This window comes from Streptomyces sp. Tek67B01 (genome assembly GCF_055231995.1).
In genome coordinates, this window is sequence record NZ_JBUYUY010000002.1 from 364,123 (window position 1) to 385,038 (window position 20,916).

The following is a 20,916-nucleotide window of genomic DNA, read 5'->3' on the forward strand; positions in this document are numbered from 1 at the left end:
ATGAGTGATACTCCCCTGATTACCCTCGAAGATCTCCGCACCCATGGACTGCTGCCGGATACGTACAAGGCGGTGTACCTCTCCGGGTCGCGTGTCCGGGGATGGGGCAACGCCGCGAGCAACCTGAACATCTACGTCATCACCGGCGACGAACAGTGGCAGCGGCCCACCACGAACCCGCACCCCATCGCGCTGCGTCCCGACACCCTCTCTGTTGAGATCCTGACCGTCGACGGGTGCCGCTGGGATGTCGAGTACTGGATGGACGCCCAGGTTGACCAGGTCCTGTCCAAGGTCACATGGGACGAGTACGAGACCGGACAGATCGCTGGTGGTCGGCTGACCTCCTACGAAATCGACTTCCTCGAGCGCCTGACCTATGCGCGCGCGATCTCGGGCGAGGAGTGGCTCACCGGGCGGGTGGCCGACCTGCGCGCGTCCGCCTACCGTGCCTCTCTGGTGGCGCGCGGGCTCAATTTCGCCGATGTCGCGGTCGAAGATGCCGTCGGCCAGATGGAGAGCGGCGACATCGAAAGCGCGGTGCTGTCCGCCCGGATCGCCTTCGGGTTCTCCGTCGATGCCCTCCTCGCGAGTCACGAGGAGTTCGGCGGAAGCCCGAAGTGGCGGGCCCGCCGTTACCGCATGGCGGCGCCGCCCGAGATCTCCTTTGACGAGTACTGGGCCCTGGAGTCGATGCAGTCCCTCGACCCCACGGCCCCGGGCAAGTGGGTTGAGGAAGTCGTCATGTTCTGCCGCAAGGTTGCCTTCGAGGTCGAGATCGAGGAACGCCCATGAGCCACCAGGCTCTTGCGAACTCGGTGCCCGTGCCCAGGCTTGACCTCCGGATCAGGAAGTCGCGGGGGAAGCTCACCGTAGCCGGTCCGGAACATGTCTTCGAACTGGAAGGCGTCATCCTCGACATCTGGAAGATGATCGACGGGAATCGGACCATTCGCGATCTCGGCGCACTGATTGCTGAAGAGTACGACGTGCCGGTCGGCGAAGCCGTCAACGACACGGCCGAAGCCCTTATGGAACTGGTCGAGCATGATCTGTTGACGCTGCGGAGCGACGATGAGTAACGCCCTCGTGCGCCGCACAAGCGGAGGTGGCTCGTGTACTCAGTGATCATCCCGGCGCACAATCGCGCCCCCATGCTGCCGGCCACCCTGCGCCCATGGGCCGGTCGCTCCGACTGCGAGGTCATCGTCGTGGACGATGCGTCCACGGACGACTCCGCGGCCGTTGCCGCGGCCCACGGCTGCAGCGTGATCCGGTTGACGAGCAACCAGGGGCCGGCGACCGCACGCAATGCGGGGATCCGTGCTGCCTCCGGTGAGCGGATCATCTTCCTCGACGCGGACATCGTCGTCGACCGCAGCTTCCCTGATGCGCTGACAGCCGCGCATCAGCAAGTGCAGCAGAATCTGGTCCTCGTGGGGCTGCGACGACAGTTGCAGCCGCCACTAGGCGTGGTGAAGCAGCCCCGGCGAGACAGCAGGGAACTCCTCGGCGAGGTCTACTCGTACAACCTTGCCCGGCATCCCGCACCCTGGGCCTTGTGCTTCTCCTGTGTCCTCTCCGTTCCCCGAGAACTCCTCGGTCAGGTACCGCTGGCCAACGGTGACGTGTTCGACTCGGCCTTCCATCGATGGGGACTTGAGGACATCGAACTCGGTCTACGGCTGGATGACGCCGGTGCTATCTGGTCCTTCGCCCTCGGAGTCGACAGCGACCACCAGTACCACGATCGCACGATGACCCCCGAGCGGTTCGAGGGCTGGCGAAGCAACCTGAACCGTCTGGTGGAACGGCACCCTAGAGCCGCTGCGTACGGACTTCTCTCGGACGTGTTTGACCCGTCCAAGGGTGGTGACTTTCTCGCGGCGTTCCAGGAGTTCGTGGGGCCGCTCGCCCACTCGCCACACGCGGTCGTCACCCGGCTTGAAGACACGGCTGGACTCGATGAGCTACGGCGGCTGCCTGCTCTGTCTGATCCCGACGCCACTGTCTACGTCATCGCTTCACACCCCTCGCCGACCCTTGCCGCAGCCTGTGCGGCGTTGCCCGAGACACGGCGCATCGCTCTGTTCCCTGAGGCTGCCTGGCAAAAAGTCGGCCAGTCGATGGTGGAGAGGCACCAGCGCATCACGAACCAGGAGCCAGTGCAGTGAGCGACACCCGAATCCCGCCCCGGATCGTCGGCTGCGTCATCGCCAAGGATGAGGAGCGCTTCCTTGCCGACTGTCTGCGTTCTATGCGGCAGATCTGCGACGAGCTGATCCTGGTCGACACCGGCTCCCACGACAGCACGCGGGCCATCGGGGAACAGTTGGCGGACCAGGTCGCGGACTTCCCCTTCAGCGGGGATTTCTCCGCCGCCCGCAACCACGCGTTGTCCCTGGTGGATGACGCCGACTGGGTGTTGTTCCTGGACGCTGACGAACGGCTGCACACCGGGCAGGTGGAGCCCCTGCGGGAGGCCATCGAGACCGCCGGCCCGCAGGTCGGGGGGATCACGCTGTTGCGCTACAACTTCTTCCCGACCGGGGGTTTCTACACCGGGCGTGAGCTCAAGGCTTTCCGTTCCAGTCCGCAGATCAGGTACGAGCGCAAGATCAATGAGTCGGTGAAGCCTGCGCTCGCTCGCGACAACTGGGGTATCACCCACAGCTCTGCCCTGTTGACGCACATCGGCCACGCCCGGCCGCGCTCCGCGCGTGATGCCAAGGCCATCCGATACATGTCCTTGATGCATGAGCAGCTTGCCGACCAACCGGATGACGCCGTACTCACGGGATACATAGGTCTCAACCTGCGGCTCTTCGGCAGATTCGATGAAGCCCTGCAGTGGAGCGAGAAGGCGTTGGGAATCGACAGCAGCAATCCCACCGTCTGGGCCTTTCACGGGCACGTTCTGAGAGCTGCTGGGAAGGCCGAAAAAGCACGGCAGGCGTACGAGAAGGGCCTGTCGCTGCGGCCCGGGGATGCCTCACTGAAGAACATGGTGGGCGTCTGCCAGACCGCGGACGGGGATCTCGATGCGGCTGACCTGACGTTCGCCGAGGTGATCGAGGCAGAGCCGACGCTCCTCCACGCGGTCATTAACCGGGGCGTAGTCGCCCAGGCCCGAGGCGACTACGCCCAGGCGGAATCCTTCTTCCTCGACGCGGCCCGGCGCTTCCCACCGTTCCTGACCGAGGATGCTGTCGGACGACTGGAGGTCGACCCGCTGCACCCGCTGTACTTCGAGACCGTCACGGGCTACGCCGGACTAGCCCATCATCTCGCCTTCGCTCGCGGTTGCCGGGAGGGCTGGCTGATACCGGAACGGATCGACTGCCGTGCCGCGGTCTGAGCAACTGCGCCTGGCCTTTTCCGGGCGCAGCGGCAGCGGAAAGGACAGCGTGGCATGCGCGGTCTACTCTCTGCTCGGCGTCACACCCCGAAAACTCACCTTCGGCGAGCATGTCGTCGCGGAGGCACAGGCGCTGGCTGAAGAGGTCAGTGCACATGCGGCCGACCCCGGCGCGGCAGCTGAGGCAGTGCAGCAGCGCCTCAACGTGGACGCAGATACTGCGGCCGAGGCCGTCGAGCGAGTGATCGCGGCACAGAAGTCCCTGGCGGGCAGCATTCCCCGCTACGGCCTGCCGCGACAACTCCTCCAGTGGTGGGGTGCCGATGTCCGACGCCGCGAGGAACCCCTCCACTGGACCCGGCGCATGGTCGCACAGCTCGAAGAGATCCCCGAGAGCGTCCCGGTCTATGTGACGGACTGCCGCTATCCCGACGAGCTGTCTCTGCTTCGGGAACACGGCTTCCACACCGTCCACGTGGTCGTGGACGACCACGTCCGGCGACGACGACTACTGGCGCGGGACGGCGGCCACGACGTCGCGTCAGACAAACACAGCACCGAAACCTCCATCACCTCGGCCCTGCCCCACGACATCACCGTGAACAACAGCGGTGATCTCAAGGACGTCGCCCGCTACGTGCTCGACCAGGCGCGCGCGATCCCTTCGCGGTAGATCCGTCGTTGAGCGCCCCGACTGGGCGCATCGAGCGGTCCCGCACGTCCAGCTACGCCTCATGCACGCTCTGGCCTAGGAGGCCGCATGACCACCACAACCAACCTTCCGCTCACCATCATCAACGCCCCAGAAATCACCCGTGATCCCGTCATGACGCTTGCGCCGGGAGCGCCCGAGTGGGCACAGTCCATCCCGACTTCCATCAACGACACTTACGGCGACCCGTTCATCCCCGAACAGGTCGACAACACCATCGCGAAGCTGCAGGAACTGCGGTTGCACCGTGCCCCCCTGGCGATCTTTACCAAGGCAGGGCCGGACCCTGAGGTGCTCCGCAAGCTCGAGACCGTCTCCCACCTCCAGCAGATCGTCGTGTACTACTCGCTGACCGCTCTCGACGAAGGCGGCATCTCCTTCGACGACAGAGTCCGGATGATCAAGGAGCTCAAGGCCCTATTCCCGAACACTCTGGTCTTCACACGCCCCATCATCCGGGGGCAGAACGATGACCCGGCCACGCTGCGCCGCTTCGTCGAGGTGGCCGCCGAGCACACTGGGCACCTCGTCCTCGGCGGACTCCACGACCCGTACAAGAAGAAACGCATCCACATCTCCGTCGAGGATCAACTGGTCGCCTACTGCGACGAGGCCGACGTGCGCAGCTTCCATAAGACCAGTTGCGCAGCCGCTCACCTTCACGGCACCGAGTGCTGGGTTCACGACCTGAGCGCCCCCAGGAACCTGGAAGTCGTCGCCGAACTCGGCTACGAGTTCGCCGTGTCTGACAACCAGATCATCCTGGCCGAGGGAACGACCGGCGACATCAACTTCCTGCGCATGCTGACCCGCGCAGAAATATTCATCGAGAACCTCAAGAGCAACTACAACCTGCTCACCATCCCAACCGGGGAGCGGAAACTCGAAGCGACATCGTCCTGGTTCGCGTGGTCGGAGAACATTGAGGTCTGCCTCGACTGCAGCTACTGCATCATCAAGCAGATCGAGTACCTGAAGAAGATGCGCGTCCAGATTGGCGTCCACCCCACACGCCTGCCCGAAATTGTGGTGGGTTCCGGCCGGCGCATCGACCTCGACCAGTTCCGCAAGACCAAGCTGCGGACCCAAGACCCTGCGGAGAACCGCCACCGCTACGAGGACGTCCGGATCGCCAAGCCCTGCTTCAGCCACCGCTATCCGGCTGCGCCCGCCCCCTTCGAGATCCGCGCATGACGACAGCAGCAACTCAGTGGGACGGCCGGATGCGGGCGTACCTCGGCGGTTACATGCTCTCGGCCATAGGCAACGGCCTCGTGCTACCCCTCACCGTCATCTACCTCAGCAGCGCCCGCAACCTGACCTCCAGCCAGCTCGCGATCTACTTCGGTACGCTCTCCGCGACGGGTCTGCTGTTCAACCCTATCGCGGGGCACCTGGTCGACCGGTTCGGCTCGCGCTCCATGCTGCTCCTGGCGATGGCGGGCCAGGCAACCGGCTGGATGGCTCTCTCGGCGTTTACGCACTGGCCCTGGCCGCTGGCCAGCGCAGTCCTCATCGGCCTGTCGAACGACCTGTTCTTTAGCAGCCAACTCGCTTTCCTGGAAAGAGTCCTGGGACCTGACGCGCTCCCGCGGATCTTCGCCGCCCAGCACCGGGTGGCGAACCTCGTCGTCGCTGTCCCGGCACTATTCTCGGGCGTTCTCGTGAGCGGCATGGGCGACAACATGCTGCGCTGGTTCATCATGACCAACGGGCTCAGCTTCCTCCTGTTCGCCGGAGTTCTGGCCTACATCTCCCGGGGAACCACCTTCCGCACCCCCAAGGCCGCACCAGCCAGCGGCATGCGCCCCGGGTCCGTACTCACGCCGTACCGCGACCGGCGGTTCGTTCCGCTGCTGCTCGTACAGTTCTGCGTGGTCGCCTTTGCTCTGGCGCAACTGGACACGGTCGTCCCTGCCCTACTGCAGGCATCCGTCGCCGACGCGGCTGCCATGGCATCAGTGCTCATCGCCACCAACGGGGTAACGGTCTTCATCATCGGAGGGCGGGCACGAGTCTTCGCGCAGCGAATCAAGGCACCGAAGGCCTTGGCCCTCGCCTTCGTCCTGTGGGGCGCAGGCATCCCCCTGCTGGCGGTGTGTCTGCAGGACCACAGCTCCCCACTGCGCTGGGGCTTGGTCGCCTGCTACGGAGCTTACTTTGCCCTCCCTGAAGTGCTGGTCGCCCCCAGCCTGAAACCCTTGGCAGCCAAGCTCAGCCCAACACACCTCAAGGGACGTTACGGCGCGGCCATCTCCTTCGCCTACAGTCTCGGCCTGCTCTGCGGGCCGCCGCTCACATTCGGTCTAGCCGGCACCGATACCACCCCGGCCCTGATCATCATGGCAGTCGGCTCCGTCCTGGGACTCGGAGCGGCGGTCCTGCTCCACGCGGAGGACCGCAAAGAGCGGAGCCCCGCCCACAACGCGAGCGCTGCTGTCAGTTGATAGCGAATCGGGGAGAGAGGAGGGCAGTCAGCTATGTGTGGAATTATCGGGCTGTTCGTGGGTTGCGAGCTGGCGCTCGCTTGCCCTAAGCAGGAGATCCTGGACGCGGTGAGCACGGAAGACACGCCGCCTGAGCCAGCGGACGAGTCCTACTCGAGCCCGTTCCGCAGCTGGTACGAGCGATCGAGTGTGCGCTCCATGCCCAGGCGGCTCATCGCCGACGAGGACGACGGAAAGCAGTACTTCTCACCAAAGCTTGTTCCGGTGGCCAGCCACCCTCTGGTGAAGGCGCTGCCCGCACAGGTGCAGGACCACATCCTCATCCAGCACCTTTACCGGTACCTCAACTTCACCATGAAGCTGGAGCACCTGGTCGTCAACCGCACCGTGCTGGCCATCGCCTACAACACGACGGGGGTCGACGTTCCTGCCCAGATGCGACTGGACGCACACAAGATTTACTGCGATGAGGCGTATCACGGGCTTTTCTCGGCTGACCTCATGGAACAGACGGTCCGCCACACTGGCGTCCAGCCGCTGTTGCCCGACCAGCCGTACTTCCTGCGACGCCTCCACGAGATCCAGGAGCCACTTGACCCACAGACACGGCCCTTGGCGGAGATGCTGTTCGTCATCGTTTCCGAGACCCTCATCTCGGCAACCATCAGCCAACTGCCTGACGAAGAGTCCCTGGTGCCAGCCGTCCGGCAAGTGGTCCAAGACCACGCCATGGACGAAGGACGCCACCACACCTACTTCGCAATGTTCCTGCGTTACCTGTACAGCCAGCTGTCGCAGACCCAGCGTCGCGCCGCCGGCCTGCTGGTGCCGCAGCTGATCCATGCCTTCCTGAACCCGGACCGCTCAGCCGTACAGTCCGAACTGATGACATACGGCCTCACACGTGACGCTGCGGTCCAGGTGACCGAGGAAACGTTCCCCCTGGAAGCGGTGACGCAATTTGCCGTCGACACGTCACGCCAAACCGTCCGTCACTTCACGGCCCTCGGAGTCCGGGACATCCCAGAAGTCGATGAGGAGTTCCTGCGGCATGGGCTCTGAACAGCACGAACATGCGAACCGGGAGTCGACGTGAGCAACCCTGGCAGACTCATTGTGGTCGAAGGGATCGACGGTTCCGGCAAGTCCACCGTCGCCGCCCGACTGGCTGACCACCTGTGCAAGGAGGGCCGGACCGCAGTCGTACTCCGCCCGCTTGCGGCCGGACAGCCGGGTCTGGCACGCCTGAAGAGCGCGGCCCGACTGTCCGGCACGGCCACCGCTGGCATGCAGCCCCGCCTGGACGTCTATGCGGTGCACCTGACGTACTCCTTCGTCGGGATGGTGGCCGATGAGGTGATTCCAGCTCTGGCCGAGGGCCGTACGGTCGTCTGCGACCGGTACCTTGCCTCCCACCTTGCCAACCAGGCGGTCTTCGGGATCGACCTGTCGGCGGTAGCGCCACTCCTCGACGCTCTGCCCACCCCTGACCACACTCTCCACATACGGGTGGACCCGGACACGGCGCTGTCGCGTATCGCCACGCGCGGGGGTTCGCAGGGCGTCTTTGACCAACTCCCGGTGCTTAACAAGGCAGCCCGAGAGTTCGATTACGTGCTGTCCCGGACGAGTGAGGTGTCACACATCGACGGCACCGCACCCGTCGAGGACGTCGTGGCGACCTCGATTGCTTCCCTGGCCGGTGTTCTATGACCGCCCCCTTGTTCGTCCGAGTCCCAGGCCTCCAGCGACCGGTCCTGTGGCATGCAGGCACGCGGGATACGGCGGTGCTGGTCCTTCCCGGGATGGGGGAGCCCCGCTCGGGCATTAACTATCTCTGGGCGGAATTGGCCCGTGCCCTGGCTGGGCAAGGCATCGCCTGCCTACGACCCGAGATGTCCGGATGTGGCAACGACTCAGGGGTTCAATCGCCCCTAGAGTGGCGGCGACAGGCCGCAGCAGCGATCGCTTATCTGCGCACCATAGCCAACCGCATCATAGTGGTCGCTCGTGGTGCATCCGCGCTGACCGTACCGGCGACGGCAGACTATGAGTTGGTCGCAGTGCGGCCTGCGGGCGCAGAGACCGTACGCCGACTGCTGGGCGCCGTCGGCGTCGGCCAACCGTTCAGGCCAGCGGACCATGTGCGGGGTAACTTCGAGGTGGTCATCGAGGACCTTGGTATCGAATCCCGCTGCGCGGGCGGGATCGAGTACGTCCCTGAGGTCCTGTGGGAACTTGAACGGTGCGCCCATCAGGCGCCGGCCCCAGCACATACGTGGTTCCTCGACGAGCCGACGCACCTGACACGCACGCAACGGGCGGAACTCTGCACACGCATGCTGAATCTCTGCGTGTGACCGTCTTCTTACAGTAAGGAACGAACGAACCATGTGGACCAGTGACGAGGCGCAGAGTTTTGCCGACTATCTCTGTCAAGAGGACGCAGCCGCACGCTGGCGCATAGCGACAGAGGTCCTGGCCGCCGGAGATCGGATACGGGACGCGCGGGAAGGGCTCGCCGCCCAGGTGGCTGAGACCTCCATCGGGCACCTCAAGGGATTTCTCTCCAAGGAGATCTGTGCCGACCTCGACCTGTTCCTACGTGAACGCACCACCATCGTGACCGAGCGGGTGGAAGCTGCAGAGGGCAAGTGGCAAATTGATCTCATCGACAACGAGTACCTTCCGCTGGCCGAGACAGCGGCCAAGGATCCCTTTTCAGCGCTGTGTCTGGCCCCTGGGTTCATTGCTGGGATCGCGAAGATCTCCGGCTTCGCCGAGAACACCATCACTACACGGCGCTGGGTTAACCGGTATGCCGCCGGCGATTCGATCGCACCTCATAATGACACCACTGGCGACTACCAGATCATGATTTGCGTTGCCGCGCCCCCCGCAGAGTACGGTGGCACCCTGGTTTTCGAAGACGGTACGGAGGCTGATCTGCAGCAGGGGGACCTCCTGGTTATGAAGCACGCCGAGCTCGTTCACTGGACCACGCCATTGGCCGCTGACACCCCGGGGGCGCGGGCGACGGCCACCTGCCGCTACTACGTCGAAGGCGGTCGGCTGCCGCGCAGTAAAGTCCTCGCGCACTCTGTGACCGGCCCGAAGACGGCCACTCGGCAAGACCAGGTGTGAGCAGCGAGATCATCAGAGAAAGGCGCAGGCAGGGTGCTATCTGAGGAAGAAGTCGTCGAGTACGCGCGGATGTCGATCTGGGAGCATTTCGACCGTGTCGTCGAGGGAGGATCGATCGTCATTGACCGTGCAGGTGGCACAGGGCACCCCAAAGTGCCGGAGTATGTGTATCCACTTGATTACGGCTATGTAGAAGAGACCGACGGCGGAGATGAATCCGGGATCGACATCTGGGTCGGCTCGACGGTCGGCTTGGGCACTACCGCGCTGCTCTGTACGTTTGATCCAGTCAAGATGAACTCTGAAGTGAAGATCGTCTGGAACTGCAATGAAGCCGAGATTGACCTCATTGACCGCTTCTATGCCCCGCAGCCCCAGGCGGTACTGGTAGTCCGGCGACCGGAACCCGCACCCGTGCCATGAGGATTGAAACGACGCCGTCGGAGTTCCTGACCCAGTTGGGCGACACCGAGTGGATTGCCTGCACACTCAATGCACCGGTGAACCCGCGCGCCCTCGTTATTATGTGCCATGGACTGACAGGTGACATGCTGGGCCCTGGCGGCCTGCAACGCCAGCTCGCCGAGACGCTCGCCGAGTCGGGGATCGCCGTTGTCCGGTTCGACGCCAGAGGCTGCGGCGACTCGTCCATCGCGCCCGGACAGCCGACCGTCTCCACAATGGCACAGGACGTTCGTGTGGTTGTGGAAGGGGTTCACCTGAAGAAATATGCCGATCTGCCCTTGATCCATTGTGGGATAAGCCTAGGGGCTATTGCGGCGGCGCAGGGTGCACTCAGTGAGCCTCGGACCTGCGGAGTCATCGCCATTTCGAGCGATCTGGCGGACGGTGACGCTCGCCCCTGGCCACCTCGCTGGGCCAGGGAAGCAGAGCATGATCTGCCGCCCGACTTCGCTGAAGATCTGAGTAGGTGCCGCCCACGGGGAGCCCTACTAGCCCGCGGTATCCCTGTCCGAGTCATCCTCGGGTGTAAGGACCGTGGTGCCTTGCGCGCTTCGCGTCTTCAGAAGGAAGGGATCGGTGTCGAAGTTGTGGAGAGGGGAGATCACCTCTTCCAGGATCACACGGCTCGGCTCGACCTTTTGAGACGGGTGAGACGCTGCGCCGACGAATTGCTGGTCGGGGAGAGTGCAGTCCTACATCCGGAGAAAGTTGGACAAGAGGACGCCTCAGTGTAGAAATTTCAGGCCCAGCAGTAATCCACCGGCGAAGTTCTAAAGAGCTCGTAACCGGGCCATGAAGGGGCCTTTTTGAGTCGCCACCAGCAGATGAGGCTGCAGGCAAGAGACGTTGACATCGTGGAGTCCGGTGCGACGTTCTTGATGTCGAGACAGCCCTTGCGGGAGATCCCGGGCAGAATCCGACGCTTGCGGAGTTCATCCCGGTTTGGGGAGTCGGCCGGAGGGTCTGGTCCTCGATGGTGAGCTGGTGGTTTGGGACACCAAGGCGGATGGGTTGTCGTTCGAGGGACTGCAACGCCGTACCGCCGCCCGCGGCCGCACCGCGCGCGAGCTCGCCGCGTCCCTGCCCGCGTTCTTCATCGCCTTCGACGTCCTGCAGGAGGAGGGTGTCGAGTTGCTGGACCTGGACGTCCTTTCCCCTACCCACGGCCAAGGCGATCGAGATCGTCGCGTTCGTACCCACGGAAAGCCTCTCCCCGATCCGCAACGGCGCCTCCTACTACCTGGCCGCCGAGGGCGTCGCCGCGAACCCGTACGAACTGCTGCGCCGGGCGCTCCAGCGGTCTTCGAAGGTGGCGGTGGCGAAATTCGCGATGCGCGACCGGGAGCGGCTCGGGCCGCTCAGGGTGCTGGACGACGTGATCGTGTTGCACGGCATGCGGTGGCCGGACGAGGTTCGGGACGCCTCCCTCGTCGACGTCCCGGATGTGGAGGTCTTCGACGAGGCGGTCGAGGCGGCGGTCGTGCTCGCGGACACCCTCTCCGGGAGGGATCTCAGCGAGATGCCCGGTCGAGGCACACGCACCGATTTCGAGGTGTGCCCACCGAACTCCACCACCGCATGCTCGCTGTACGAGTACACATCGGGCTCCCAATACCGAAGCTCTGTGCTGGATGCCAACCCGGTCTCCTACTGGCGGCTGAACGAGGCCGAGGGGGAGAGCGCGGCCAGCGAAGCGGTCTCCCGTACGGGCCTCAACAGTGCCCGCTACCGCGACGTTGCCTTCGGCAGCGACGGCGCGCTCACCGCAACCGCCAACAAGGCTGCCTCCTTCAACGACACTGGCTCCTACATTGAACTACCGGAGACCACGCTCTCCACCTCGAAACTCCTGACCGTCGAACTCTGGTTCAAGACGGCCAAGGCCGGCGTCCTCGTCGGCTTCCAAGATGACCCCTTGGGCCCCACGCACTCCACCCACTACAACCCGGTCCTCGCCGTCGACTCCGCAGGCAAGCTGCGCGGCTATGTAGTCGCGTCTGTTCAGCGGGATGGGTGTGTACCCGTGGGCGGCGATGAGGACTGCCCACATTTCGTTCGGTGACAGGGCGGCTCTGGCCGTCATGGGGTGCCGCAGGCTTTCGTGGGGGCGGGGCTGCCAGCCGGCGGTGATCCACTCGTCGAGGAGGTCCTGGAGCTGCGCCACGGTCCAGCAGGCCTCCTTCTCGACGTCGCGGCCGCGCTGGACGGTGTTGGAGGCGGTGTAGCCGGCGACGTACTGGCAAAAGAGGGTGTTGATCGAGGAGAAGGTCCGCTCCACGGGCCTGTTCACCGCGCGGCACCGGCGCCTGCCCGCCGTACTCGCGCACCGTTCCTCCCGACGGCGCGATGTCGTGGCGGGGCTCAGCCGGACAGGTCGCGGGCCTGGCGCCCGATGCGGCGGACGGCCCAGGCGAGCACGGCGGCGGAGCGGACAGCCAGCCACAGCGTGTCCTCGTCCGGGCCGGTGGACGGGGCGTACGCCAGGTGCCACAGGTAGGGCGCCGCCACGAATCCCGCGGCCAGTGCGGGAGCCAGCCGCCACAGGACGAACGGCACGGCCGCGTACCAGTCGAGCGACAGGGCCAGCAAGTCGTAGCGCGGAGCGCCCCGGTAGGCGCCCACCAGGATGGTGGCGACGAGTGCGGGTACTGCGACCAGCAGTGCCGTGGCGTACGCGGTGAGCGGTCCTGAAGGCAGTCCGGGCAGCAGGGCGAGCGCCAGGCCGGCGCCGGCGGCGGCCCACAGAACCGCCACCGGGACCGCGAGGTGGGCGACGGCCTGGACGCCAGGCGACATCGGCAGCAGCAGGGCGCGGCGCGGCCGGTCGGTGTCCTGGTAGGCGGGTTCGGCCAGCGCGACCGCCGCGAGGTACGGCGGTACGACGAGCAGCAGCCCCATGAACGCCGCTTTCAGGGGGCCTGCCGGGCCGTGCGCCGGCTCCGCCAGCCAGTCGGCGACCACGCGGAACTGGGCGAAGCCGGCGGCCAGTGCGGCGCAGGCCAGGACCGGCCGCCAGGGGTGGCGCAGCAGGACGACGGTGTCCCGCCACAGGGGTGCAGCCCAGCGGGCGCTGGGCATCGGAAGGCGGACCGCCCGCCGGCGCCGGCCGCTCGCAGACTGCAGGACGAGGGTCAGGGCGCGCAGGTCGAGCAGTGTTGCGCCTTGGGCGACCTGCCGCCCGGTGCGGGCGCGGGCGAGGAGCGCGTCCGTCGGGATGTCCGCGACGGCCCGGACGGCGGCGCGCAGGACGACCGCCGTGCACGCGGCGAGGCAGGCCAGGGCAGCCGCCCAGGCCGTCGGGGAGCCGTGTCCGGCGGCCGTGGCCGTGGCCGCGCCGGCCCAGCCCCAAGGGCCGGACCAGGCCGCGACCTCGGTCACGGCGGGCGCCGATGCCCCGAAGGCGAGCACGGCCGCTCCGACCGCCGCCAGACACCCGCCGAGAAGTCGGACCCGACCTGCGAGGGCGGGTCGGGCCTCGACCAGGGTGCCCAGGCCCACCGCGAGGCAGGCCAGCGCCAGGTGGGCGAGGAGGATCACGGGGAGGGCTTCGGCCCGCGGCTCGCCCTGTGCGCCCAGTGCGAGCGCGGCGGCCAGGGCCCCGGTGGGCAGGGCAGCCCCGCAGGCGACGGCGACGGCGCGCACGAGGCGGGGGCGCAGCAGTCGGCCCCGGTCCCCGGGCAGCGGCAGCAGCCAGGTGATCTCAGCGGTGCTCAGCAGTACGGGCCCCAGCCGTACGCACAGGGCTACTTGGCCGGCGAACAGCAGCAGGGTGGTGCCGACCACCACGGCGCGGGCGGCCGGTCCGCCAGACCAGCCGAGTCCGTGGCCGATGCCCGGCGCCGACTGGACCAGGCCCGCGAGCACGACCAGCGCGGAGAGGGCCGCGCACACCCACGTCCACACGTCGTCGAAGCGGTGCCGACCGGCACCGCGCTGCCGTCGGGCCCGCGCCACGTCGGCCAAGGCCCCGGCCGTGGCGTCGCCCTGCTCACCGGCGCGTTCGGTGGTCACCGCCACGGCGAGACCTCCGCCCGGCCGGTCACCTCGGCCGGGGTGCCCAGAGCGGCCACCCGGCCCCGGTCCAGGAGCAGCACCCGGTCGGCGGCCTCCTCGACGGTGGCGCGGTCGTGCGAGGCCAGCAGGACCGCCGTGCCGGCGGCCTTGGCCGTGTGCAGCGCGGCGGCCAGCCTGCGTCGGGCGGCGGTGTCGAGGCGCTGCTCGGGTTCGTCCACGACGATCAGGCGGGCCGGGCGGACCAACACCGAGGCGAGTAGCAGCATCTGGCGCTGTCCCGCCGAAAGGGCGTCGGGGAAGGCGTCGCCGCGGTGGTCCAGGCCGAGTTCGGCCAGTATCCGGTCGGAGGCGGTGGCGGCGCGGGCGCCCAGGCCGTGGGCGGTGGCGACCATCCGTATGTGCTCCGCGACGGTGAGGTCGGGGAAGCATTCGGCACCGTCGAGGAGCAGTCCGGCGTCCCGTCGGAAGGCGGCGTCGGCCTCGCGCGGTGCGGTTCCGGCGAAGTGGACCTCGCCCCGGTCGGGCTGTTGGCGGCCCACGCACACGCGCAACAGGGTGGACTTTCCGGAGCCGTTGGCGCCGGCGAGGGCCAGGCAGCGGCCGGGCTCCAGCGTCAGGCTGACGTCGTCCAGGATCGTCTCGTCGGCGTATGCGACATGGATGTCCCGGGCGTGCAGCAGGGCAGTGGTCCGGGAGTCGTCCGCGGCGGCGTCAGTCACGCCCCTCCCCCTTCGGTGTCGGTACGGGCCGTGGCGCGGAGCCGGGCAGCGACTTCCGCCAGAATGTATTCATCATGCACGAATATACCCATGCGGTTGAGGGTCATATGGGTGTGGGAGATCAGCAGCCCGGACCGGGCCCCGGCGGCGGCCGGGTGACCGGCCCGATCCGGTACGGCGGACCCAGGCGGCGGGAGGGCGGCCAGTGCCGCCGCCCAGGGCGACACGGCCGAGGACCGCGCGGTCAGTGCCGCGGCGCTCACTCGCCCGCGCGACACGAGGAGTTCGGCCCAGTCGGCGGCGCGCCGCGCCAACTCGGTCGTGGGGAACACCTCGCGCGGCGCGGAGCGGGACCAGCCGCTCCAGTACGCGGCGTGGCGCCGCAATTGGCTCAGTACAGGATCGGCTTCGCCGCCCTCCGGCGCCCGGACCTCGGCGAGCGCCGCCGCCTTGAGCAGCACCTCGATCCCCAGCAGCCGCAGACGCAGCTCGTCCAGCCCGGATCCGGTGGCGCGCAGGGCCAGTTCGCTGGAGAGCGTGAACACCTCCTCAGTGGCCTCCAACGCCGCCCCGGTGCCGTAGCGGTCGGTCTCCGGTACGTAGACGGCTGCGTGGACGCCCGGCGGCAGCACCGTCGCGGCCACCCGCCGGTCCACCGTCGGGTCGGAGGCGGCCGATGCCGCGGCCAGGCCGCCGATGGATGCCAGGAAGCCCTCCGGGTCGTGGCCGTCGGCGGGCACGTCGGCGAATGCCCGCCGCACCGCCCCGTCCAGCGCGTCGGCGGTGGCGGCGGGTCCGGCACCGGGCCTCGGCAGCAGCCGGATCCGCAGGTGCGGCCCGCCCTCCCAGTAACGGATGAAGAACCAGCGGTGCAGCAGCCCGGCCGCGCTCAGGCTGCCGATCAGCGTCGCGAGGTGCTCTTGCACCATCGGGGTGAGCCGGTCCGTGCCCTCGGCGTCGGCGGGTACGTGGACGTGCCAGGACAGCCAGCCGGAGGGGTTGGGGGCGGGGGTGGTCACGCGGAGCCTCCGTGGGAGCGGCGGACGTCGAGGGCGGGCTCGGTGAACCGGTTCGGCCCGCAGGCCAGTTGGTAGACCGGCACCCGGTCCGGTCCCAGTGCGAGCGCGGCGCCGGCGGCCTCGGCGTCGTAGCTGCGCAGCGGCCGTGCGAACAGGCCGTGCGCGGCCATCGCGTACGAGAGGTGCTGGGCTGTCCAGCCCGCGGCGGCCAACAGGTCGGCGGCCACTCGGGGCGCGGGCGCGTTCGAGGTGCGGCAGGCGGCGGTCAGGTCGGCGGTGACGAGCCAGACCAGGTTGCACGCGTCGAGTTCGAAGGCGAGGCCGGGTGCGGCGGTGGAGTCCACGAGGAGCGCGCCGCGCGCGGACGCGAGGTCGCCCACGCGGTGGGACGTGCCGTCGAAGCCGATCTCGTGGCAGCCGTCCGCCACGCCTGCCACGTCGCGCACCCAGCAGAACAGGCCGAGGGCGGAGCGGGCGGACCGCAGCGTGCCGAGGCCCCGGTCGCTACCCGCGAGGGTGTGCAGGGTGGCCTGCCAGAGCGCGGCGGGGGTCGGACGGTGGGCGCCGGTGAAGCCGGAGATACCGCTCGGGGCCCGGCCGCTGTTGCGGTCCCAGACCACACGGTTCCAGGTCGTCGGACCGGACCCGGCGGACGCCTCGGGTGCGGCAGCGGCCGTCGGCCGGGTATCCGCCCCGTGGTCCGGCAACCGGTCCGGTGCGGAGGGCGGTTCGGGGGCCATGACGTATCCGGGCACGGCGGTGCCCGGCAGCGGCTCGGCCCATGCCTCGGTGGCGGCGGACGGCCCGGCGACGGTCAGCGGGCGCCCCAGCGCCCTGCCCAACAGGGCCAGCGAGGCCAGTACGTGACCGGTCTCCAGGCCGGTCAGGACGGTGCGCAGGGGCCCGTAGAACGACGGCAGTGCCTCCGGCAGCGCGAACGTCCTGATGTGGTCGGCTTCTTCGCAGCCCATATCACCTTCGCCGTCGAGCCTTCCCGTCCCGGCCTGGACCGCCTGGACCGCCGAGACGGCGGGCACGGCGAGGGCGTCGCCCGCCTCGGGCAGCGGGAATCGGCCGACGCCGCCTTCCTGGGCGACCAGGCGCACCGGGAACTTGGCCCGCGGCGACGGATACGTGCGGTGCTCCGGGTACGGGTTGTCGATCTCGAAGCGCACCGGGGCGCAGACGGTGGCGGCCACCTCGTACAGGGAGACATCCGAGGCGGGCGCCTCGGCAGGCCAGAGGGTCCGCGCCAGCAGGTCCCAGCGCGCGGGCAACCCGCTGCCGATCGCGTCGGCCGCCAGGGCTGCGGCGGCCGCGCGAACCCGCTGGCTCTCGGGGCGCGCTTCGGGATCCACCCGGGTGTCACCGGAGGGCACGGCCATGAGGATCGCCTTCAGTGAGGCCGGGCGGACCGGTTCGGCCGGGGAGGCGGGCACGGGGGCGGGAGGGAGAGGGGGCGCAACGACCACGGAGGGCAGCCACTTCCTTCATGCGGGACGAGGACGAGGAGGGGGACGGGGGCGGGGACGAGGAGAGGGGGCGGGGACGGGCGGGGAACCCCGGAACGGGGCCGCTGCCGAACGGGGTGCAGAGGCCCGGTTCGGCCCGTTGGTCACGGGAAGGGGTGGACCGTGAGCCGGTCCAGGGACAGCCGGCGCCCTCCTGCCGCGGCGAGCAGCCGGGGCAGGCCGAGCACCCGCTGGTGCGCGAAGCCGAAGGCGAGGGGGACGCTTCCGGGCACCAGGACCCGTACGGCGCGCAGTCCGCCGGCCCGGTGTTCGCGCCCGGTCTGGTCCACGACGAGAACCTCGTCCATCCCCGCGTCGGCGAGCAGCCCCAGCATCAGCTGCCGGGCCCGGCCGAGCGTTGCGGCCCCGCGCAGTGGCGAGTGCGGGAACGCCTCGGACAGCGGTACGGACGGCCCCGTCAGGTACGGCTTGAAGGCGTCGGCGGCCTCGGGCACGGAGTACCACTCGATGTGGTGGTCGAGGTCGGTGACGCTCCAGCGGTCCGCGCGCAGTCTGCGGGCCCGCTCCGGTGAGGGCGCGACGACGTCCCCGAGGACCAACGGGGCCAGTTCCGCGACCGCTGCGCGAACCGCCTCGGCCGGATCGGGGTGGGCGGCGGCCGTGGTCAGGCTGTACTTGTCCGGCGAGTGCGGGTTGCGGGCCAGCGCCCACACCGCAGGCACCGGCACGTCCCGGGTCAGCACCAGCAGGTCCACCTCGTAGCCGGCCCGGCGCATCGCGGCGCGCAGTTCGACGGTGGTGGGGTCGGTGACCGAACTCCAGTCGATCCGGGGCACGGACCGTCCCGCCCACCAGGTCAGCAGGAACGCGTCGCGCTCCAGGAGTTCGAGCAGCGCGTGCAGGGCCGCCTCGTCGAGGGTGGCGCCGAGCGCGCACCCGTTGGAGGACTCGTACAGCACGCGTCCCCACCGCTGCCCGGGGCGGGGTTCGGGGTGCACGTGGTACGAGCCGGCCTCCAGCGGTACCCAGCAGTCCTCGTCCGTGCCCCACACCCGGGCAGGGATCCAGCGCAGGACGTCGCCCGGGGAGAAGGGGTCGACCCGGCAGGAGGGGTGCTCATACTGCTCCGGTGCGAGGTCACCGAGGCGGCGCGGATCTAGGGCGCGGCCGGGCAGCTCGCGGTACGCGGCGCGGAGCGGGCGGGCCGCACTGACGACGGCTTCCGAGCCCGAGCGCTCCAGGCGCTCCAGCATGGCCAAGCGGGAGGCTGCGGCGATGGTGCGGCCGCGGCCGTAGCCGGCGGCTTCGGACGCCTTGCCGTGCCGGGCGTGGACGGCCGCGACCAGGGAGGCCGGGCTGTCGGGAACGGGCTGGAGTCCGATCACGGGGCCGTAGCGGCTGTCTACCAGCAGTGCGGTGAGCGTCGGTACGGACAGATCGGGCCCCGGCACCTGCCGGAGTGCCTCGTCGAGCGCCGGGTCCGGGCCACAGTCGAGATCGGCGTCGAGGCCGACGTCGGCGACGCTGTCCGGGGCAGGCGTCGCAAGGCCTTCGCCCCCGCAGCCCGGGCAGCCGGTCTGCGGCAGCACCCGGTGCCGGGACGTGCCGGCCGGCCCCACGACGACCGTCTCCCCGGGCCCCGGCGGCTGCCGGCGGGCCAGCTCGCAGGCGGCGGCCAGCATGGCGGCCGCCGCCCGGGCCAGGCCGGGGCCGGCCGACAGGCGGCGCGGCGGGTCGGTGATGCCGCGTGTCCGCAGGTGGGCGGAGACCTGGCACAGCGGGCAGCCTGCGGCCGTGTCCCGCTGCCACAGCGGTCCGATCTCCACGTCGGCGCCCCACAGCCGCACGGGCAGCAGGGGCAGGCCCAGCCCGTCGGCCTCGGCCATCCGCTGCTGCTCCCAGTCCGCATCGTGGCCGGCGACCAGCGCCACCAGTGCGTCCTGCCCGGCGAGCAGTTCGGCCAGCAGATCGGAGACCTCCGGCCAGTGCTTCGTGGTCGCGGGGTGCACCGCGAGCCGCCCGGTCACCGGTCGTCCCGCACGTCGCGGACGAGCGTGCCGTGCACCATCGGGTGCGCGCCGAGCAGCGGGTCAGGGGCGGCGGGCCGGAACCCGACGGTGTGGCCGAGCAGTTCGGCGGCCAAGTCGTGGGGCTGTACCGAGGTCGCCAGGTCCTCGGCGATGCGGCAGTCGGGACCGAGCGCCTGCGCCAGCACCGGGTCGTGTGCGGCGAGCTGGGCGCGGGCCCGGGCGGCGGCCGATGCCGCGTCCAAGGCAGCCGCGCGGTTCCGGCCCCAGGCCGTGCCGTGCCACGGTGCGGGCCGTCCGGCCGTGCCGTCGCCGTCCCGGTTGGTGGCTCGTTCGCCGTCCGCCCCGAAGGGCAGTGTCAGCGCGACCTCGGCACACACCAGGCCGCCCGGTGCCTCGTGCAGGCGGTACCGCCAGGAGGCGCCGTCCGTTTCCGGTCGCCGCCCCGCGTCGCCCTCGTGCCAGGGCGTGCTGCCGTCCGCCTCCCGGTCGAGGGCTGCGAGCCGCAGCGCCGCGTCGAGCAGTGCCGCGCCGTCTGCCGTACCGGCGCCGCCTGCCGGGTCGGTGCCGCGCAGGAAGGCGCGCAGCGCCGCGTCGTCGGCTTCACCGCCGGTGGCTCCCCAGCCCGCCGCGGCGCGGCCGTCCGGCGTGCCGGGCCCGGGGACGACGCGGGCCAGGCACGCCGGCAGCTGCGCCCAGTCGGCCGGGGTGTCCGTTCGGTGCCTGCCGAGCAGCGCCGCCGCGTCCCGGCCGTCGGGGTTGGCGCCGTCGGCGAGATCGAGTGAGCGCCAGCCCAGTGGACGGGAGTCCACCACGTGCACCGTCCGCGCACCGGCGCCGGCCAGTCCGGTGATCTCCCGGAAGGCCTGCTCGGCGGCGAGCTGGGCGGCGAGGTCGGCGGCTGCGGGGTCCGGCACCGGCGGCGCACCGGCAGGCAGGGTTCCCGCCAGCCTGGCGCGCAGCACCGTGAGGGCCGCCGGGTCGGACGCCAGCGCGGAGGAGACGACCCACAGGCGGCTTCCGGCCGCTTCCACCCGCACGGCCAGTCCCGGACCGGTGACGGCCGCCGCCCCGGAGGCGGTCCGGCCGGCCTCCTCCGATCCGCCGGCCGCCCGTACGCGCACGCCGCGTGCGGCGAGGGCGGTTCCGGCCACCACTGCCTGCGGCCATGCGGCGTCGACCGTCACCTCGGCCGCCGCCAGGGCGCGCAGGGCGGCCGCGGGGTCGTCGCCGTGGCTCTCCACGTACACCACCGCGGCCTCGGGGAGGCCGGGCGGCCCCTCGTACGCGTCCACCAGTGCTCCCTGTGCGCGCAACTGGGCGACGACCCGCTCGATGAACGGCGCCGCCTTCGGGTTTCCGGCCGCGGCCACCAGGTCGGCCGTGGTCCGCGGCTCCTCCAGTGCCCGGATCCAGGCGCAGGCGGGTTCGGCCAGGGGTGCGGGCAGGCGCAGGGTGAAGGCCCCGCGCGGGGTCTGCACGAACACCCCGTCCCGGTAGGCCCCGTACACGGTGCTGGGGCGGAGTTTCACGCGCATG

19 protein-coding genes and 1 pseudogene are annotated in these 20,916 nt (G+C 69.3%); 14 read left to right on the forward strand and 6 right to left on the reverse strand.

Annotation, left to right across the window (positions count from 1 at the left end):
* The 14 genes and pseudogenes from ACV7NM_RS35030 to ACV7NM_RS35095 all read left to right on the forward strand — a co-directional run bounded on the left by ACV7NM_RS35030 (nt 1) and on the right by ACV7NM_RS35095 (nt 12,188).
* Nucleotides 1-795, forward strand: coding sequence for a hypothetical protein (locus tag ACV7NM_RS35030; RefSeq protein ID WP_463414441.1), 795 nt, complete (start codon nt 1-3; stop codon nt 793-795).
* Nucleotides 792-1,082: a PqqD family protein gene (locus ACV7NM_RS35035; RefSeq protein WP_463414442.1), complete on the forward strand. Its 291-nt coding sequence runs from the start codon at nt 792-794 to the stop codon at nt 1,080-1,082. The genes ACV7NM_RS35030 and ACV7NM_RS35035 overlap by 4 nt, the downstream gene beginning before the upstream one ends.
* A gap of 33 nt (nt 1,083-1,115) precedes the next feature.
* Entirely contained in the window at nt 1,116-2,174 is a 1,059-nt protein-coding gene (locus tag ACV7NM_RS35040; RefSeq protein ID WP_463414443.1) for a glycosyltransferase family 2 protein, read from the forward strand.
* Entirely contained in the window at nt 2,171-3,358 is a 1,188-nt protein-coding gene (locus tag ACV7NM_RS35045) for a glycosyltransferase (RefSeq protein WP_463414444.1), read from the forward strand. Before ACV7NM_RS35040 ends, ACV7NM_RS35045 begins: the two co-directional genes overlap by 4 nt.
* Nucleotides 3,345-4,031 (forward strand): deoxynucleotide monophosphate kinase family protein, encoded by a 687-nt coding sequence (locus ACV7NM_RS35050; RefSeq protein WP_463414445.1) that lies wholly within the window; start codon nt 3,345-3,347, stop codon nt 4,029-4,031. The genes ACV7NM_RS35045 and ACV7NM_RS35050 overlap by 14 nt, the downstream gene beginning before the upstream one ends.
* Before the next feature lie 87 nt (nt 4,032-4,118).
* Nucleotides 4,119-5,264, forward strand: coding sequence for a hypothetical protein (locus ACV7NM_RS35055; protein ID WP_463414446.1), 1,146 nt, complete (start codon nt 4,119-4,121; stop codon nt 5,262-5,264).
* The gene (locus ACV7NM_RS35060) at nt 5,261-6,517 is read left to right on the forward strand and encodes an MFS transporter (RefSeq protein WP_463414447.1); all 1,257 of its coding nucleotides are present in this window, start codon (nt 5,261-5,263) and stop codon (nt 6,515-6,517) included. Before ACV7NM_RS35055 ends, ACV7NM_RS35060 begins: the two co-directional genes overlap by 4 nt.
* Before the next feature lie 33 nt (nt 6,518-6,550).
* Nucleotides 6,551-7,579 (forward strand): diiron oxygenase, encoded by a 1,029-nt coding sequence (locus tag ACV7NM_RS35065; RefSeq protein WP_463414448.1) that lies wholly within the window; start codon nt 6,551-6,553, stop codon nt 7,577-7,579.
* 30 nt (nt 7,580-7,609) lie between these two features.
* The gene (gene tmk, locus ACV7NM_RS35070) at nt 7,610-8,230 is read left to right on the forward strand and encodes a dTMP kinase (RefSeq protein WP_463414449.1); all 621 of its coding nucleotides are present in this window, start codon (nt 7,610-7,612) and stop codon (nt 8,228-8,230) included.
* A 678-nt stretch (nt 8,231-8,908) separates the two neighbouring features.
* Complete coding sequence (locus ACV7NM_RS35075; protein ID WP_463414450.1) at nt 8,909-9,661, forward strand: 2OG-Fe(II) oxygenase family protein; 753 nt, start codon at nt 8,909-8,911, stop codon at nt 9,659-9,661.
* Between the two features lie 33 nt (nt 9,662-9,694).
* Entirely contained in the window at nt 9,695-10,084 is a 390-nt protein-coding gene (locus ACV7NM_RS35080; RefSeq protein WP_463414451.1) for a hypothetical protein, read from the forward strand.
* A complete protein-coding gene (locus tag ACV7NM_RS35085; RefSeq protein WP_463414452.1) occupies nt 10,081-10,860 on the forward strand; it encodes an alpha/beta hydrolase in 780 nt (259 codons plus the stop codon). The genes ACV7NM_RS35080 and ACV7NM_RS35085 overlap by 4 nt, the downstream gene beginning before the upstream one ends.
* A gap of 250 nt (nt 10,861-11,110) precedes the next feature.
* Nucleotides 11,111-11,212 (forward strand): annotated as a pseudogene (locus ACV7NM_RS35090) (ATP-dependent DNA ligase); the annotation flags it as partial.
* Nucleotides 11,213-11,249: 37 nt separating this feature from the next.
* Nucleotides 11,250-12,188, forward strand: a complete 939-nt coding sequence (locus ACV7NM_RS35095; protein ID WP_463414453.1) for a Ku protein — start codon at nt 11,250-11,252, stop codon at nt 12,186-12,188.
* A 299-nt stretch (nt 12,189-12,487) separates the two neighbouring features.
* On the opposite strand, the gene ACV7NM_RS35100 is transcribed toward ACV7NM_RS35095, so the two are convergent.
* From ACV7NM_RS35100 to ACV7NM_RS35125, 6 genes are all read right to left on the reverse strand, one after another.
* Nucleotides 12,488-14,143, reverse strand: a complete 1,656-nt coding sequence (locus ACV7NM_RS35100; RefSeq protein WP_463414454.1) for a DUF6297 family protein — start codon at nt 14,141-14,143, stop codon at nt 12,488-12,490.
* Nucleotides 14,134-14,859: an ATP-binding cassette domain-containing protein gene (locus tag ACV7NM_RS35105; RefSeq protein WP_463414455.1), complete on the reverse strand. Its 726-nt coding sequence runs from the start codon at nt 14,857-14,859 to the stop codon at nt 14,134-14,136. Before ACV7NM_RS35105 ends, ACV7NM_RS35100 begins: the two co-directional genes overlap by 10 nt.
* On the reverse strand, nt 14,856-15,878 hold the full coding sequence (locus tag ACV7NM_RS35110) for a thiopeptide-type bacteriocin biosynthesis protein (RefSeq protein ID WP_463414456.1): 1,023 nt from the start codon (nt 15,876-15,878) through the stop codon (nt 14,856-14,858). Before ACV7NM_RS35110 ends, ACV7NM_RS35105 begins: the two co-directional genes overlap by 4 nt.
* Nucleotides 15,875-17,263, reverse strand: coding sequence for a hypothetical protein (locus ACV7NM_RS35115; protein WP_463414457.1), 1,389 nt, complete (start codon nt 17,261-17,263; stop codon nt 15,875-15,877). Before ACV7NM_RS35115 ends, ACV7NM_RS35110 begins: the two co-directional genes overlap by 4 nt.
* Nucleotides 17,264-17,493: 230 nt before the next feature.
* Entirely contained in the window at nt 17,494-19,377 is a 1,884-nt protein-coding gene (locus tag ACV7NM_RS35120) for a YcaO-like family protein (protein WP_463414458.1), read from the reverse strand.
* Complete coding sequence (locus ACV7NM_RS35125) at nt 19,374-20,915, reverse strand: hypothetical protein (protein WP_463414459.1); 1,542 nt, start codon at nt 20,913-20,915, stop codon at nt 19,374-19,376. The genes ACV7NM_RS35120 and ACV7NM_RS35125 overlap by 4 nt, the downstream gene beginning before the upstream one ends.
* Between the last annotated feature and the right edge of the window lies 1 nt (nt 20,916).

Coding starts and splice junctions, on each gene's coding strand:
- ACV7NM_RS35030 (WP_463414441.1), top strand. CDS start 1: ATGAGTGATACTCCCCTGATTACCCTCGAAGATCTCCGCACCCATGGA.
- ACV7NM_RS35035 (WP_463414442.1), top strand. CDS start 792: ATGAGCCACCAGGCTCTTGCGAACTCGGTGCCCGTGCCCAGGCTTGAC.
- ACV7NM_RS35055 (WP_463414446.1), top strand. CDS start 4,119: ATGACCACCACAACCAACCTTCCGCTCACCATCATCAACGCCCCAGAA.
- ACV7NM_RS35060 (WP_463414447.1), top strand. CDS start 5,261: ATGACGACAGCAGCAACTCAGTGGGACGGCCGGATGCGGGCGTACCTC.
- ACV7NM_RS35065 (WP_463414448.1), top strand. CDS start 6,551: ATGTGTGGAATTATCGGGCTGTTCGTGGGTTGCGAGCTGGCGCTCGCT.
- ACV7NM_RS35075 (WP_463414450.1), top strand. CDS start 8,909: ATGTGGACCAGTGACGAGGCGCAGAGTTTTGCCGACTATCTCTGTCAA.
- ACV7NM_RS35085 (WP_463414452.1), top strand. CDS start 10,081: ATGAGGATTGAAACGACGCCGTCGGAGTTCCTGACCCAGTTGGGCGAC.
- ACV7NM_RS35115 (WP_463414457.1), bottom strand. CDS start 17,263: ATGGCCGTGCCCTCCGGTGACACCCGGGTGGATCCCGAAGCGCGCCCC.
- ACV7NM_RS35125 (WP_463414459.1), bottom strand. CDS start 20,915: ATGCGCGTGAAACTCCGCCCCAGCACCGTGTACGGGGCCTACCGGGAC.